The sequence below is a fragment of the Gilliamella sp. BG2 genome (genome assembly GCF_046635645.1).
Classification (GTDB): Bacteria; Pseudomonadota; Gammaproteobacteria; order Enterobacterales; family Orbaceae; genus Gilliamella; species Gilliamella bombi.
In genome coordinates this window covers 142028-157635 of sequence record NZ_JBIDFF010000001.1, presented here as the reverse complement: position 1 = coordinate 157635, position 15608 = coordinate 142028, and the positions used below count along the sequence as shown (strand labels likewise).

The following is a 15608-nucleotide window of genomic DNA, read 5'->3' as shown; positions in this document are numbered from 1 at the left end:
CGTTATCGCTAAGCTGGTTTTTTTGTTTTATGTTATTAACAACTATTTTTTAAACATTATTCTTTAGTTAACGTTATTTTATTTTTTGTTTTTTATCTACATGCTAATGTCATCACAAAGGTTTAGATGAAAATTGACGGAAGAAGAGTAAAAAATTATTTTTATGATTATCTAGATAGTTAAGTTTTCAAAAGCTAACTATTTATTAGTTTGTTCTCGATATCAAATAAAATGAGAAGTGCTGCGTTGCCACCAAATTCTTTAGGCGCTTGATGAAAACAGATAACATGAGGATGTTGAGCTAGCCACATGGGTGTTTGTTTTTTTAAGATGTTTTTCCCATGTCCATACATGATACAAGCACAATGAGCTCTTTCATGTAAACATGCTGCGATAAGAGCGGCAATTTCTTTTTTAGCCTCTTGTTGAGTTAACCCATGTAGATCCAAAAAGAATTCTGGTTCATAAAATCCACGGCGCAATTTTTTTACTTCGTAGGGATCTGCATTTTCTCGGCTATAGCGAATTGGGTCTTCTTGCAATAGCGGCTGATAATCATCAGAAAAATAAAATTCAGCATTAATTTTTTCATATTGCTGTTTTTGGGTTTCTATTGCTTTTTGTGAACGTTTTTGTGGTTTATGAACGACAGTATCTTGTTTTAGTTTTTTGGTGATGTTACCAATACTATTTTTAAACAAGTTTATATCATCTTGGTCTAAATTAAATTTATTTGGCATTGATTTCTACTCTGGGTAAATTTTTTCTTTAAATTCGCACAAATCTTCTATAACACAGGATCCACATCTAGGCTTTCTAGCAATACAGGTATAACGGCCATGTAATATTAGCCAGTGGTGACAATTTATTTTATATTCTTTAGGTACGACTTTCAGTAATTTTTCTTCAACAACCTCTACCGTTTTACCTGGTGCAAAACCTGTACGGTTGCTTACTCTAAATATGTGTGTATCAACTGCAATGGTAGGCCAACCGAAAGCGGTGTTTAACACAACATTTGCCGTTTTACGACCAACACCCGGTAATTCAATTAGTGCATCAAAACTTTCAGGGACTTCACCTTGATATTTATCTACCAAAATTTGACATGTTTTTATAATGTTATCTGCTTTACTGTTATAAAGGCCAATGGTGCGGATGTAACTTTTTAATTTCTCAATACCAAGAGCCAAAATTTGTTCAGCCGTATTTGCAATAGCAAACAGTGGTTTTGTGGCTTTGTTTACACTAACGTCAGTCGCTTGAGCAGAAAGTACTACTGCGATTAATAGTTCAAAAGGTGTTTCATACACTAGTTCTGTTGTTGGATCTTTAATATGATCCTTTAATCTTTCTAGAATTTGAATTCGGGTAGATTGTTTCACAAAATAATTTTATTAAAAAATAGTAAGGTGCATATTATATACTTTTATTTATTGTTTATCTGTAAGTTGCCTTTAGTTTTTTTAATATAGATGGGAACGATGAAACATACTGATTAATAATTGTAAGATATTTTTATTTTTAATGTTGTTTAGTTTTTTATTATTTGTCTATTCACATTTATACTCACTGACTTTTTAGCATAGTCATTTTATGATAAGCTAGCGTACTATTTCTTAATTTTATCAAATAAGGTTTTTTAAAGATATGCCCTTACCAATGATTGTCACCTTTGCTGTATATATTTTAGGCATGATTGCCATAGGTTTTTTTGCGTTTCGCTCAACGCAAAATTTTGGTGATTATATTTTAGGTGGGCGTCGTATCGGTAGTGTTGTGACTGCGCTTTCAGCTGGCGCATCAGATATGAGTGGTTGGCTATTAATGGGATTACCTGGTGCTGTTTTTTTGTTTGGTATTTCACAAAGTTGGATTGCAATCGGATTGATTATTGGTGCTTATTTAAATTGGCTACTCATTGCTGGACGATTACGAGTCTTTACTGAAATCAATCATAATTCATTAACTTTACCCGATTATTTTGCTCGTCGATTTGATGATAAAAGCTCACTTCTACGCATTATTTCAGCTGTCATTATTCTAATATTTTTTACCATTTATTGTGCTTCTGGTGTAGTTGCAGGCGCAAAGTTATTCGAGAGTACATTTGGTATGAGCTATGGCTGGGCGATGTTAGCGGGTGCAGGTGCAACAATTGCCTATACGTTTATCGGTGGTTTTTTAGCAGTAAGCTGGACTGATACTATTCAAGCTAGTTTAATGATGTTTGCACTTATTCTAACGCCAATTATGGTTATGGTGAATGCTGGTGGGCTTTCTGATGCATTGATATATATTGAATCGCTCAATTCAGATTATACCAATTTATTTGCTCATATGGATTTTATTGCCATTATTTCATTATTAGGTTGGGGGCTTGGATATTTTGGGCAACCTCATATTTTAGCCAGATTTATGGCTGCTGATTCACATGAAGTAATGAAAAACGCTCGACGGATTAGTATGACATGGATGATTTTGTGTTTAGCTGGCGCAATCACGGTTGGTTTTTTTGGTATCGCCTTTTTTGCTCATAATCCAGATTTATCTTACTTGATTAACGATGGTAAACATGAACGTATTTTTATCGAATTGTCGAAATTACTTTTTAATCCTTGGATTGCTGGTATTTTGTTGGCAGCTATTTTAGCTGCAGTCATGAGTACATTAAGTTGTCAGTTATTAGTTTGCTCAAGTGCTCTAACAGAAGATTTTTATCGTGCGTTTTTTAGACCAAAAGCAAAACAGAAGGAACTGGTTTGGGTTGGTCGTATAATGGTGCTATTAGTTTCAGTTATTGCTATTTTATTAGCTATTAATCCAAATAATAGTGTACTTGATTTAGTGAGTCATGCTTGGGCTGGATTTGGTGCGGCGTTTGGTCCTATAATCGTATTTTCTGTTTTTTGGTCGCGTATGACACGTAATGGAGCACTAGCTGGAATGATAACTGGTACTGTAACTGTGTTGCTATGGATTAATTTTAATTGGTTTAATTTGTATTCGCTTATCCCTGGATTTTTATTTGCTTCTATAGCTATTATTATTTTTAGTCTTTTTGATAAAAAACCAAACGAAACAGTAGCAGATCATTTTAAACAAGCGTATAAACGTTATCACAACAAAATAAATTAGAATAAATTTTATTTAAACTAGAATATAACTGTAATAAATTTAATAGGTAAAATATCATGACAAAAAATGTGATCAAACAACTACAAGAACGTGGGCTGATTGCTCAGCTTACTGATGAAAAAGCACTAATAGAACAAATTGAACAAAATCCTATTGCGCTTTATTGTGGTTTTGATCCAACAGCAGATAGTTTGCATCTCGGTCATTTAGTTCCATTACTTTGTTTAAAACGTTTTCAGTTAGCTGGTCATAAACCTGTTGCGCTTGTAGGGGGAGCAACTGGATTAATTGGCGATCCAAGTTTTAAAGCTGTTGAACGAAAACTTAATACTGAGGAAACAGTTATTGAGTGGAGTGAAAAGATCAAACAACAAGTGTCACCATTTTTAGATTTTAATTGTGGTGAAAATTCAGCGATTGTGGCTAATAACTATGATTGGTTTAGTGGCATGAATGTACTGACATTTTTACGTGATGTTGGTAAGTATTTTTCAGTTAATGCGATGATTAATAAAGAATCAGTAAAACAACGTATAGATCGTGATGAGGTGGGTATTTCATTTACTGAATTTTCTTATAGCTTGTTACAATCTTATGATTTTGCTTGTTTGAATAAATCACATGATGTTGTTTTACAAATTGGTGGGTCTGATCAGTGGGGTAATATTACTGCAGGTATTGATTTAACCCGTCGTTTACATCAAAAACAAGTTTATGGTTTGACTGTACCGTTAATCACTAAATCCGATGGGACCAAATTTGGTAAAACTGAAAGTGGTGCCGTATGGTTAGACCCTAAGAAGACAAGTCCTTATAAATTCTATCAATTCTGGATAAATACTGCTGATGCTGATGTTTATCGATTCTTAAAATTCTTCACATTTATGCCTCTAAGTGAAATTGATGCATTGGAAGAGGAAGATAAAAATAGTGGTGTTGCCCCACGAGCTCAATATGTACTTGCTGAGCAAGTTACACGCTTAGTTCATGGTGAAGAAGGATTGATCGCAGCAAAACGTATTACAGAAAGTCTATTCTCTGGTAAATTAACTGACTTGTCTGAAGCTGATTTTGAACAATTAGCTCAAGATGGTATGCCAACATTAGCTGTTGAGGAAAATGTTGATTTACAACAAGCAATTGTTAATGCGGAATTTGCACCATCAAGAGGACAAGCTAGAACGATGATTGAATCTAATGCTATTTCTGTTAATGGTGAACGTAACACTACAACTGATTATCATTTTACTGATAGCGATAAACTATATAATCGTTATACTTTACTTCGTCGTGGTAAAAAATATTACTGTTTGTTAATTTGGAGTTAATTTCATGAGAAATATTTTATCGATTCAGTCACATGTTGTATTTGGTCATGCAGGGAATAGTGCGGCTGTATTTCCTATGCGTCGAATAGGCGTAAATGTTTGGCCTTTAAACACCGTACAATTTTCTAATCATACTCAATATCGACAATGGACTGGAACGGTAATGTCTGCATCGCATTTAACCGAAATTGCTGATGGAATTAATGAAATTGATGAATTGAAATGGTGTGATGCAATATTAAGTGGTTATATGGGATCACCTGAACAAGGTAATGCAATTATTGAAATAGTTAAAAAAGTAAAAGCTGTTAATCCTAATGCTATTTACTTTTGCGATCCTGTAATGGGACATCCTGAAAAAGGATGTTTTGTTGCACCAGGTGTTTCTGAGTTTTTATGCAATACAGCATTGCCTATGGCTGATATGATGGCACCCAATATTTTGGAACTTGAAGAGCTTAATGGAAAACAACGTATTAATAATGTTGATGAAGCAATTTTAGCTTGTCGAGAGTTATGTAAAAAAGGGCCTAAAGCGATTTTAGTTAAACATTTAAGCAGAGCTGGATATAAAATTGATCGCTTTGAAATGTTGCTTGTAACTAGCGGAGAAGCATGGCATATTGACCGACCACTAGTTGACTTTGGTGTAAGACAACCCGTTGGTGTTGGTGATATGACAAGTGGACTTTTTTTAGCTAATGTTTTACTTGGGAAATCATTGGTTGAAGCTTTAGAACATACTACTTCGGCCGTGTATGCGGTTATGCTTGAAACCTTAAAACAAGATGAATATGAATTACAATTAGTTGCAGCTCAAAATGAAATTGAAAAACCAGCACAATGGTTTAATGCAAATAAAATTGATTAATTGTAAAAATATGTAACTGTTTGTAAAGATTAAATTAGCTAACGATTAGTATTAAATGAGGGTATGATGGATAATATTTCATTAGGAGTGATGCTCGTTGATTTACGAGAACAAATGGGATTAACTCAAGATGATATTGCCAATAAAATTCATGTGCGAAAGACAGTAATTGTTGATATCGAAAATGACCAATTACCTCACGTCCCACTTGTTTTTGTAAAAGGTTATATTCGTTCTTATGCCGAAATTGTTGGCTTATCATCAGAACACTATCAACCGTATTTCGATGAATTAACTAAACAATCTAAGTCTCAACAAAAGAAAGTTCAAACGCAAGCATTTAAAACAAAAAGAACTAGAAAAGCTCCTTTTATTTTTTGGGGAATATTTATAATTCTTTGTGCGCTTGGTGTAATTTTATATTATGCCAATAAAGATAATAAAAGTAATCTTATTGAAGTAAGTCATTATATTTCTCCAGCCTCAGCTACTCGTGTTAATAGTTAGCAAATTTTCTTATTCTCATACAGACATTTGTCTTAAATCTTGTTAAGATCATTACTAGTTATTTTGTAAAATGGTTAAGTATGTATGAGTCATCAAGATTCACCAATTGTTAGACGAGAATCTACCCGAATTTATGTCGGCAATGTTCCTATTGGTAGTGGAGCTCCGATTGCAGTTCAATCAATGACAAATACTCGAACCACAGATGTAGAAAAAACAGTAGCCCAAATTCAAGCACTTGAACGTGTTGGTGTAGATATTGTGCGTGTTTCTATACCTACAATGGATGCAGCTGAAGCTTTTAAATTTATTAAGCAGCAGGCAAAAGTTCCACTCATTGCTGATATTCATTTTGATTATCGTATTGCATTAAAAGTTGCTGAATATGGCGTTGATTGCTTAAGAATCAATCCTGGCAACATAGGTAATGAATCAAGAATTCGAGCTGTTGTTGATTGTGCTAAAGATAAAAATATCCCGATACGAATCGGTGTTAATTCTGGTTCTCTAGAAAAAGATATTCAAGAAAAGTATGGTGAACCTACACCAAAAGCGATAGTTGAATCAGCGATGCGCCATGTCGATATACTTGATCGACTTAATTTTGAGCAGTTTAAAGTCAGTGTAAAAGCATCTGATGTGTTTACTGCAGTTGATGCTTATCGATTGCTAGCTAAGCAAATAAAGCAACCATTACATCTAGGTATAACTGAAGCTGGTGGTGTTCGAAGTGGTGCTATTAAATCGGCCATTGGATTGGGATTATTGCTATCAGAAGGCATTGGCGATACACTTCGAGTTTCCTTAGCAGCTGATCCTACAGAAGAAGTGAAAGTTGGATTTGATATTTTAAAATCGCTGCGTATACGGTCTCGTGGCATTAATTTTATTGCCTGTCCAACCTGTTCTCGCCAAGAGTTTGATGTGATTAATACAGTCAATACATTAGAACAGCGATTAGAAGATATTATTACACCGATGGATGTATCAATTATTGGTTGTGTGGTTAACGGTCCTGGGGAGGCATTAGCTTCAACTATGGGAGTTGCTGGCGGTCATAACAAAAGTGGTTTTTATGAAGATGGTGTACGTATTGGTCGTATTGATAATGAACAAATGATTGATGAGTTAGAAGCTAGAATTCGTGCTAAAGCATTAATATTGAAAAACAGAATTGCAGCAACTGAATTATAATTTTATTAGATAGTGAATAAATAAATGACAGAGAAAAAGATCCAATCTATACGAGGGATGAACGATTTACTCCCAACAGATAGTGCAAGTTGGCAACAGATTGAAAAAATCGTTAAAGGTGTACTAAACAGTTATGGCTACAACGAAATTAGAACACCTATTGTTGAAGATACCGCACTATTTAAGCGAGCGGTCGGAGAAATCACCGATATTGTCGAAAAAGAGATGTATACTTTCAATGATCGAAATGATGAAAGCATTACTTTACGCCCTGAAATTACTGCAGGTTGTGTTCGTGCAGGAATTGAGCACGGACTTTTTTATAATCAAGAACAACGCCTTTGGTATTTAGGACCAGCATTTCGTTACGAAAAACCCCAAAAAGGGCGTTATCGTCAATTTCATCAATTTGGTGTTGAAGTCTTTGGACTTGAAGGGCCCAATATTGACGCCGAGCTGATTTTATTAACGGCTCGTTTTTGGAGAGCACTTGGTATCGAACAGCATACTTCTCTTGAACTTAATTCAATTGGTTCGCTTGAGGCTAGGGTCAACTATCGAAATGCATTAGTTACTTTTCTTGAACAATATAAAGATAAATTGGATGAAGATTGTTTACGTAGAATGTATACTAATCCGTTGCGCATACTTGATTCAAAAAATCCAGTTGTTCAAGAGCTGCTGAATCAAGCTCCAAAATTATTTGATTATTTAGATGAGGAGTCCAAAATTCACTTCGAAAGCTTATGCCGACTATTGGATAGTGCTGGGATAGAATATAATATTAATCAAAGATTAGTACGCGGTTTGGATTACTATAATCGAACAGTTTTTGAATGGGTAACTAACAGCCTAGGGGCACAGGGAACCGTTTGCGGTGGTGGAAGATATGATGGTCTTGTAAGCCAACTTGGAGGAAAACCAACACCAGCAGTTGGTTTTGCAATGGGAGTTGAACGTTTAGTATTATTAGTTCAAGCGGTTAATCCATCATTTAATGGTGATAATTCGATTGATATTTATATGATCACCTCTGGTGATGAAAAAACCATTTCAGTTGCTCAAAGTGTTGCAGAGCAATTGCGTGATGGTCTACCTGATTGGCGAATCATGACAAATTATGGTAGCAGTAATTTTAAGAAACAATTTACCAAAGCAGATAAATTAGGTGCTAAGATAGCAGTTATTATTGGTGAAAATGAATTAGCTAATCAGACAGTAATGATTAAAAATTTACAAACAGGCGAACAAGTTGAAGTGGCACAAGCAGATATTGTCCAAACTTGTTTGTCTATTAAGTAAAGGAAATAGGAGAAAAACGTGAGTCATCAGTTATCCAGTGAAGAACAAATTGAAGAGATAAAAGGTTTTTTTGCTAAAACATGGAAAATTATGGTTGCCATTATTGTGATTGGATTATTGGCCTTTTATGGCTGGCGTTATTGGCAATCATATAAAGTTGAAAAGGCGATAGCATCATCAGATAAGTATGAACAATTAATTGCTCAATTAGATGATAATAAACCAGATTCTGTTAATGAATTAGTATCTTTTGCTAAAAACAACGATACTATTTATAGCGTGTTTGCTAATTTGCGTGCAGCAAAATTTTATGTTGAGGTATTAAAAGATTATCCTGAGGCACAAGCCTTGTTAGTTGATGCATTAAAGAAAGCGGATTCAGAGCCTGTTAAAGCGATTACCAATATTCGTATAGCACGCTTACAGTATCAACAAGGTCAATATCAAGAAAGCCTAACATCTTTAGGTAATGTAACTAATGAAAGTTGGGGTGCCGTAATTAATGATCTCCGAGGTGATGTGCTTGTTAAAATGACTCGTTATGCTGACGCAGTGAGTGCTTATAATGTTGCTTTGACTTCTTCACCAACTAAAGATTTAGAAGAAAGTATTAAAATGAAGTTGAACCAAGCTGAATATTTAAAAGCAAAACAAGAAGTTGAACAAGAAGTTTTAGCTACTAAAGAAAAGGCAGAAAAAGAGGCTCAGGCAGCCAAAGAAAAAGCAGAGCAAGAAGCTAAAGCGAAACAAGCTGCATCTGAAGAAAGTAAAAATTAATTTATCCTGCTATAAGGGTCTATACAATGAAGTTATCAAAATATCTTTTTGTTGGTGTTTTTGTTTTTTCACTAGCTGGGTGTTCTTTATTCGGTAAAGAAGATGAGATTGTACAAATTGCACCGTCACCGAAAGTAGATAATCAATTTTCTATTCAACAAGTATGGAAAAATAGTACAGCTGGTAATACTCATATTTATTCATTATTAGGTCCGATTAATTATGATAATGCTATCTATGTAGCGAGTCGTAGTGGACAAGTTAAGGCAATTGATTTATCAAGTGGTAATACTATATGGGATGTCAATTTATCTAAAAGTACACTTTTCAGTAGTAAAACTGCACTATTTTCAGGTGGTGTAAGTGCTGATGATAAATATGTCTATGTAGGTAGTGAACGTGCCATTGTCTATGCGTTAGATCGTCTCAACGGTAGAGTTGTTTGGGAAAAAGCAGTGAAAGGGGAAGTACTTGCCCGCCCGGTATCTTCTGATAACAAATTAATAATTCATACTGCTAATGGTGTTCTTCAAGGTATTAATCGTGACACTGGTGATTATTTGTGGGATGTTTCCTTCGAAGTTCCAACATTATCAATAAGAGGTAACTCTACACCCACTATCGCTCATGGTGCAGCAATCGTTGGTGATGATAATGGTCGAGTAAATGCTTACTATATTAATGATGGCCAATTAATTTGGCAACAACGCATTTCACAGCCATCAGGCTCTACAGAAATAGCAAAATTAAATGATGTTGATTCTACTCCGGTAGTTGAAGGTAATTTAGTCTATTCTGTTGGTTATAATGGTAGTGTTGTTGCGCTTGATTTAAGTAATGGTCAAACTGTTTGGCGTAAAGTACTTGGATCTATTCATAGCTTTGCTGTTGATACCGATAGATTGTTTGTTATTGATCAGGATGACAATGTTCGGGCCATCGCTAAGAGTGGTGGCGGAGAACTTTGGACTCAGTCAAACTTTACTCATCGTTTGTTAACTGATCCTGTCATCTACCAAAATTATGTCGTGTTTGGTGATTTTGAAGGTTACCTATATTGGTTAAATGCTGAAAACGGTGAACTTGTTGCTAAAACACAAGTGAGTAGTAGCGGATTAATATCTAAACCATTAGTTGTAAGCAATAAGTTAATTGTCCAAGCTAAAAATGGTGATATTTACGCCTTTACAAAGAATTAAAGTAATCTAGAGAAGAAACATGGTACCTGTTGTAGCGCTTGTTGGTCGTCCAAATGTTGGAAAGTCGACTCTATTTAATCGGTTAACACGAACTCGAGATGCCTTAGTGGCTGACTTTCCTGGATTAACTCGTGATCGTAAATATGGAAGAGCTGTGATCAAGGGCCATGAATATATCTTGATTGATACTGGTGGTATTGATGGAACAGAAGATGGGGTTGAAAGCTTTATGGCTGAACAATCCCTACAAGCAATAGAAGAAGCTGATATTGTTCTTTTCTTGGTTGATGCTAGAGCTGGTACAATGCCAGCTGATCATGCTATTGCAAAACATCTCCGTTCTCGCGATAAAGCTACTTTTTTAGTAGCCAATAAAATTGATGGTATTGATGTCGATACTGCGATTTCTGATTTTTATGGTTTAGGATTGGGAGAAATTCACCCAATTGCAGCTAGTCATGGTCGTGGCGTAAGTTCATTAATTGAAACTGTATTAGATCCTATTTTCCAGTTCGATAATAACGAAGATAATAACTCGGATGATAATCAACAATTAGATGATCTAACTGAATTATGTGATGATTTTGTTGATGAAACAGAATCATTAATCAATCAACCTATCAAAGTTGCTATTGTTGGCCGACCAAATGTTGGTAAGTCAACACTAACTAATCGAATTTTAGGTGAAGAGCGAGTTGTTGTATATGATATGCCAGGGACAACTCGAGACAGTATCTATATACCAATGAATCGAGATGAACGTGAGTATATCTTAATTGATACGGCTGGTGTACGTAAACGAGGAAAAGTTACTGAAACAGTTGAAAAATTTTCAGTTATTAAAACGTTACAAGCAATTGAAGATGCTAATGTAGTTATTTTAGTAATTGATGCCAGAGAAGGTGTATCCGATCAAGACTTATCATTACTTGGTTTTATTATTAATAGTGGGCGCTCACTTGTAATAGCCGTTAATAAATGGGATGGTTTATCACAAGATATCAAAGAGCAAGTTAAAACGACATTAGATGATAGATTAGATTTTATTGATTTTGCTCGTGTGCACTTTATTTCTGCGTTGCATGGTAGTGGTGTTGGTAACTTATTTGATTCGATTCAAGAAGCATATGATTGTGCAACACGTCGTGTTAATACCGCATTATTAACCAAGATTATGCAAATGGCACAAGATGACCATCAGCCGCCTTTAGTTCGAGGACGACGTGTTAAACTGAAATATGCACATGCTGGTGGTTATAATCCACCAATTGTTGTGATTCATGGTAACCAAGTAGAAGATCTACCAGATTCTTATAAACGTTATTTGATGAACTATTTTAGACGATCACTAAAAATCATGGGATCACCAATTCGAATTCAGTTTAAAGAAGGGGCTAACCCATTCGAAGGTAGAAAAAATACTTTAACTGCATCACAGCAACGTAAACGTCGTCGATTAATGAAGCATGTAAGAGGGCGAAACTAATTTATGTCAGGAAAATTAATGAATGATTCAGGGAAAGAAGGCCTTTGTCCAAAGTGTCATCATAAAATGAGTGTTGTTTCGCCACAGAATTTTAATTGTCCTCATTGTAAGCAACATTATCTTGAACAGTATATTTGCCCAACTTGTTTGCAAAAAGCTCAAATGATCAAAGGTTGTGGAGCGGTTAACTATATTTGCCCAACTGATGGTTTAATATCCAGCAGTAAGGTGATATTTCATTATCTACCAGAATAGAAGCTTTATTTATATTAAAGCTATAAGAGGTTATTTTATGAGAATTATTTTATTAGGAGCACCAGGAGCTGGAAAGGGAACACAAGCACAATTTATTATGCAAAAATATGGTATTCCTCAAATTTCAACTGGTGATATGTTGCGAGCAGCAGTAAAAGCTGGTAGTCCACTTGGTTTACAAGCTAAGGAGTTAATGGATGCCGGTAAGCTAGTTACCGATGAACTCGTTATTGCATTAGTTAAAGAACGTATTGCACAAAGCGATTGTGCTAATGGCTTTTTGCTAGATGGCTTCCCTCGCACGGTTCCACAAGCAGATGCAATGAAAACAGCTGGCATAAATGTTGACTATGTGCTTGAATTTGATGTACCAGACGCAGTGATTATTGATCGTATGAGTGGGCGACGAATTCATGCTCCTTCAGGTCGTGTTTATCACATTCGCCATAATCCACCAAAGGTTGAAAATGTTGATGATGTGACTGGTGAACCACTTACTATTCGCAAAGATGATAACGAAGAAATCGTTCGTAAACGCCTTGTTGAATATCACGATTTGACTAAACCACTAATTAGTTATTATCAGCATGAAGCCAAAGAAGGGCGGACACAATATTTCCGTATTGATGGAACGCAAGCTGTAACTGAAGTAACAAAAGAATTAGTGAAAATTTTAGGATAATTTGTTTTTTATTAAAAGCGCAAGGCAGTTAACACTATCTTGCGCTTTATCATCTTGAATGAATTTATGTTACTGCTTATACAATACTAATTTGAATATCTTAATAAAATACATTGATTCTATAATATTTTCTAATTAATTCTTTTGTTGTAATAAAGATGAATATTCACTAAAAATCATTCAGGTAGGGCATTGATTTTATTGAATTTTTTATTGTATAGCAGAAAGCCTTATCTATACCGATAAAACTTTCAATTTTTAGCAAAAAGTAAAACACTATAAAACCATTCTTACAATATCGATTTCACCTAATTCTTTATAAAGATTTTCGACCTGATCGATATGCGTTGCATTAATGGTAATTGATACAGAATGATAATTACCTTTACTACTAGGTTTGATTGATGGCGTATAATCGCCAGGAGCATGGCGTTGAATCACTGATACCACTTTGTCTACAAGCTCTGGTTTTGCTTCTCCCATTACTTTATAGGTAAAAGAGCATGGGAACTCTAATAACTCATTTAATTTAGTTTTTTGCATAATTTTATTTTTCTCGTTTATTTGGTTCGATGTATCGTTACGACTACCAAGAATAAACACTATATATAGGCAGTTTACTATTCTTCAAGTAACGAATAATAAACATTGCTTTTTAAAGTATATATTTTGATCTATGATAGAAAATTATAACATAGTGTAATTAACGTATCTTGCTATTTACTAATAAGGCTAAAATAACATGTCATCTAAGTTCAATAATAAAGAACCTTTTGGTACATTATTAGGGTATGCGCCAGGTGGCGTTGCCATTTATTCATCTGATTATGAAACTTTAGATCAAAAACAATACCCTAATGATGCATCTTTTCGTAGCTATTCTGGTTATGAATATATGGGATATAAATGGCAATGCGTTGAATTTGCAAGGCGATTTTTATTTTTAAACTATGGTATTGTTTTTACAGATGTTGGTATGGCGCATGAAATTTTTTCACTACGTTTTCTAAGGAAAGTTGTTAATGAAGCGATTTTACCTTTGCAAGCTTTTGCAAACGGAAGCAAAAAAAAGCCCGAGGCTGGTGCGTTACTTGTTTGGGATGATGGTGGTTTTTTTGACCGTACAGGTCATGTGGCTATCATTACTGAAGTATTTAAAGATAAAGTACGGATAGCAGAACAAAATGTCATACATAAGCGTTTACCAATTGGGCAGCAATGGACTCGTGAACTTAAAATGACAGTGACCAGTGACGGTTACCAACTACATGACTCGTTTGATGATACGAAAATCTTAGGGTGGATGATTCAAACTGACAAGACTGAATATAGTTTACCGCAACCTAAAATTCCTAAACCGTTACTTGAAATTCATAGCGCGCATATTGAAAACCAAGGTCAATTTGATAAAAATTGGTTAAATGAATCAGATCCATTAGAAAGTGCGTATGTTTCAGCGACAGGTCATGCTATTAGTCATGATGATCACTATCGCTATTTCACTATTTCTGAAAGTGCCGAACAAGAGCTTATTCGCGCAACCAATGAATTACATTTAATGTATTTGCATGCCACAGATAAAGTATTAAAGGACGATAATTTATTACTTAATTTTAATATCCCAGAAATATTATGGCCAAGATTAAGACTTTCATGGCAGCAGCGCCGTTACCAAATGATTACTGGGCGGTTAGATTTTTGTATGGATGAACGAGGCTTTAAAGTCTATGAATATAATGCTGATTCTGCTTCTTGCCATACTGAGGCAGGTCATATTTTGCAAAAATGGGCTATTCAAGCTGGACTGAATATAGGAACCAATCCTAGTAGTGGTTTGCTTAATTCTTTAGCTAACTGTTGGAAGCATAGTGATGCTCAATCTTTTGTTCATATTATGCAAGATAATGATAGTGAAGAAAATTATCATGCATTATTTATGCAAACAGCACTTACTCAAGCGGGATTTAATAGCAAAATTTTACGAGGGCTTACTGGACTAAGATGGGATAAACGTGGTCGACTTGTTGATGATGAAGATCGCCAAGTAACTTGTGTCTGGAAAACATGGGCTTGGGAAACGGTATTAGAGCAACTTCGAGAAGAAAGCGAGGCACAAATTGCAGGTTTACCAATTCGTACATGGCATCCTGAAAATTCAGTTAGATTGCTCGATGTGCTTTTGCGACCGGAAGTCTCTGTTTTCGAACCACTGTGGACGGTTATTCCAAGTAATAAAGCTATTTTACCCGTATTATGGTCTTTATTTCCTAATCATCGTTACCTATTAGAGTCTACATTTGAACTCAATGAAAGCCTAATTAAAAAAGGTTATGCAATAAAACCAATAGCTGGACGCCGTGGTAGTGATATTCAATTAGTGAATAATCAAGAACAGATCCTTGATAAAACAGTAGGTCGATTTGCTAAACAAGAAAATATTTATCAAGAACTATGGTGCTTACCGAAAGTCGAAGATCGTTATCTACAGTTATGTACTTTTACTGTTGGTGGACATTATGGTGGGACTTGCTTACGCTCCGATCCTTCGTTAGTTATAAAAGGTGAAAGCGATATGCAACCATTACGAGTATTAACAGATGATGAGTTCTTAAAATAATTTTGTAAAAAACTTTCAGGAAAGTATATGTTTTAGTATAAAAGTTAAGCTCATCAATCGTATCGCAATTATGATTAAAGTTATTATAATTCAGTTGATTATTTAATTTTTTATAATCTGTATTAATTCTGCCATTTATGACATAATCTATTAAAAGATATGTTTAAAATTCAGAATATCCATGATGATATCAATTACAATAATGGCGTTTTCTGTTAAACTTGTCATAATTTTAAAAAGAAATTATAAGAA

General features: G+C 34.7%; 15 protein-coding genes. 12 read left to right on the top strand and 3 right to left on the bottom strand.

Annotation, left to right across the window (positions count from 1 at the left end; translation table 11 throughout):
- Positions 1-194 precede the first annotated feature (194 nt).
- Both smrB and nth read right to left on the bottom strand, forming a co-directional pair.
- A complete protein-coding gene (gene smrB, locus ACGH6Q_RS00660; RefSeq protein ID WP_065590202.1) occupies positions 195-740 on the bottom strand; it encodes an endonuclease SmrB in 546 nt (181 codons plus the stop codon).
- A gap of 6 nt (positions 741-746) precedes the next feature.
- Entirely contained in the window at positions 747-1385 is a 639-nt protein-coding gene (nth, locus tag ACGH6Q_RS00655) for an endonuclease III (RefSeq protein ID WP_065561076.1), read from the bottom strand.
- A 265-nt stretch (positions 1386-1650) separates the two neighbouring features.
- Between nth and putP the strand changes: the two genes are divergently transcribed.
- The 11 genes from putP to adk all read left to right on the top strand — a co-directional run bounded on the left by putP (position 1651) and on the right by adk (position 12739).
- On the top strand, positions 1651-3138 hold the full coding sequence (putP, locus tag ACGH6Q_RS00650; protein ID WP_176701303.1) for a sodium/proline symporter PutP: 1488 nt from the start codon (positions 1651-1653) through the stop codon (positions 3136-3138).
- 56 nt (positions 3139-3194) lie between these two features.
- A complete protein-coding gene (gene tyrS, locus ACGH6Q_RS00645; protein WP_194240441.1) occupies positions 3195-4466 on the top strand; it encodes a tyrosine--tRNA ligase in 1272 nt (423 codons plus the stop codon).
- Positions 4467-4470: 4 nt separating this feature from the next.
- Positions 4471-5337: a pyridoxal kinase PdxY gene (pdxY, locus tag ACGH6Q_RS00640; protein WP_411591432.1), complete on the top strand. Its 867-nt coding sequence runs from the start codon at positions 4471-4473 to the stop codon at positions 5335-5337.
- A gap of 63 nt (positions 5338-5400) precedes the next feature.
- On the top strand, positions 5401-5844 hold the full coding sequence (locus ACGH6Q_RS00635) for a helix-turn-helix domain-containing protein (protein ID WP_296299857.1): 444 nt from the start codon (positions 5401-5403) through the stop codon (positions 5842-5844).
- 84 nt (positions 5845-5928) lie between these two features.
- Positions 5929-7038 carry a flavodoxin-dependent (E)-4-hydroxy-3-methylbut-2-enyl-diphosphate synthase gene (ispG, locus tag ACGH6Q_RS00630; protein ID WP_065590198.1) on the top strand — a complete coding sequence of 370 codons (1110 nt, stop codon included), beginning with the start codon at positions 5929-5931 and terminating at the stop codon, positions 7036-7038.
- Positions 7039-7062: 24 nt separating this feature from the next.
- Positions 7063-8340 carry a histidine--tRNA ligase gene (gene hisS / locus ACGH6Q_RS00625; RefSeq protein ID WP_411591431.1) on the top strand — a complete coding sequence of 426 codons (1278 nt, stop codon included), beginning with the start codon at positions 7063-7065 and terminating at the stop codon, positions 8338-8340.
- 18 nt (positions 8341-8358) lie between these two features.
- Positions 8359-9117 carry a YfgM family protein gene (locus ACGH6Q_RS00620; protein WP_065590196.1) on the top strand — a complete coding sequence of 253 codons (759 nt, stop codon included), beginning with the start codon at positions 8359-8361 and terminating at the stop codon, positions 9115-9117.
- Positions 9118-9143: 26 nt separating this feature from the next.
- Positions 9144-10316 (top strand): outer membrane protein assembly factor BamB, encoded by a 1173-nt coding sequence (gene bamB, locus ACGH6Q_RS00615; protein WP_065590195.1) that lies wholly within the window; start codon positions 9144-9146, stop codon positions 10314-10316.
- Positions 10317-10335: 19 nt separating this feature from the next.
- On the top strand, positions 10336-11802 hold the full coding sequence (gene der / locus ACGH6Q_RS00610) for a ribosome biogenesis GTPase Der (protein ID WP_411591430.1): 1467 nt from the start codon (positions 10336-10338) through the stop codon (positions 11800-11802).
- Between the two features lie 3 nt (positions 11803-11805).
- Positions 11806-12057, top strand: a complete 252-nt coding sequence (locus tag ACGH6Q_RS00605) for a zinc-ribbon domain-containing protein (RefSeq protein ID WP_081296711.1) — start codon at positions 11806-11808, stop codon at positions 12055-12057.
- Between the two features lie 37 nt (positions 12058-12094).
- Positions 12095-12739 (top strand): adenylate kinase, encoded by a 645-nt coding sequence (gene adk, locus ACGH6Q_RS00600; protein WP_034913307.1) that lies wholly within the window; start codon positions 12095-12097, stop codon positions 12737-12739.
- Positions 12740-13015: 276 nt separating this feature from the next.
- On the opposite strand, the gene ybeD is transcribed toward adk, so the two are convergent.
- Positions 13016-13282 carry a DUF493 family protein YbeD gene (gene ybeD, locus ACGH6Q_RS00595; protein WP_034913328.1) on the bottom strand — a complete coding sequence of 89 codons (267 nt, stop codon included), beginning with the start codon at positions 13280-13282 and terminating at the stop codon, positions 13016-13018.
- Between the two features lie 199 nt (positions 13283-13481).
- Here ybeD and gss point away from each other — a divergent pair, with 199 nt between their 5' ends.
- Positions 13482-15356 carry a bifunctional glutathionylspermidine amidase/synthase gene (gss, locus tag ACGH6Q_RS00590; RefSeq protein WP_174798837.1) on the top strand — a complete coding sequence of 625 codons (1875 nt, stop codon included), beginning with the start codon at positions 13482-13484 and terminating at the stop codon, positions 15354-15356.
- Positions 15357-15608 lie beyond the last annotated feature (252 nt).

Bases quoted from the DNA above. Each gene is read 5' to 3' on its own strand.
- smrB (WP_065590202.1), bottom strand. From the start codon at position 740: ATGCCAAATAAATTTAATTTAGACCAAGATGATATAAACTTGTTTAAA.
- putP (WP_176701303.1), top strand. From the start codon at position 1,651: ATGCCCTTACCAATGATTGTCACCTTTGCTGTATATATTTTAGGCATG.
- tyrS (WP_194240441.1), top strand. From the start codon at position 3,195: ATGACAAAAAATGTGATCAAACAACTACAAGAACGTGGGCTGATTGCT.
- pdxY (WP_411591432.1), top strand. From the start codon at position 4,471: ATGAGAAATATTTTATCGATTCAGTCACATGTTGTATTTGGTCATGCA.
- ACGH6Q_RS00635 (WP_296299857.1), top strand. From the start codon at position 5,401: ATGATGGATAATATTTCATTAGGAGTGATGCTCGTTGATTTACGAGAA.
- ispG (WP_065590198.1), top strand. From the start codon at position 5,929: ATGAGTCATCAAGATTCACCAATTGTTAGACGAGAATCTACCCGAATT.
- hisS (WP_411591431.1), top strand. From the start codon at position 7,063: ATGACAGAGAAAAAGATCCAATCTATACGAGGGATGAACGATTTACTC.
- bamB (WP_065590195.1), top strand. From the start codon at position 9,144: ATGAAGTTATCAAAATATCTTTTTGTTGGTGTTTTTGTTTTTTCACTA.
- der (WP_411591430.1), top strand. From the start codon at position 10,336: ATGGTACCTGTTGTAGCGCTTGTTGGTCGTCCAAATGTTGGAAAGTCG.
- ACGH6Q_RS00605 (WP_081296711.1), top strand. From the start codon at position 11,806: ATGTCAGGAAAATTAATGAATGATTCAGGGAAAGAAGGCCTTTGTCCA.
- adk (WP_034913307.1), top strand. From the start codon at position 12,095: ATGAGAATTATTTTATTAGGAGCACCAGGAGCTGGAAAGGGAACACAA.
- ybeD (WP_034913328.1), bottom strand. From the start codon at position 13,282: ATGCAAAAAACTAAATTAAATGAGTTATTAGAGTTCCCATGCTCTTTT.
- gss (WP_174798837.1), top strand. From the start codon at position 13,482: ATGTCATCTAAGTTCAATAATAAAGAACCTTTTGGTACATTATTAGGG.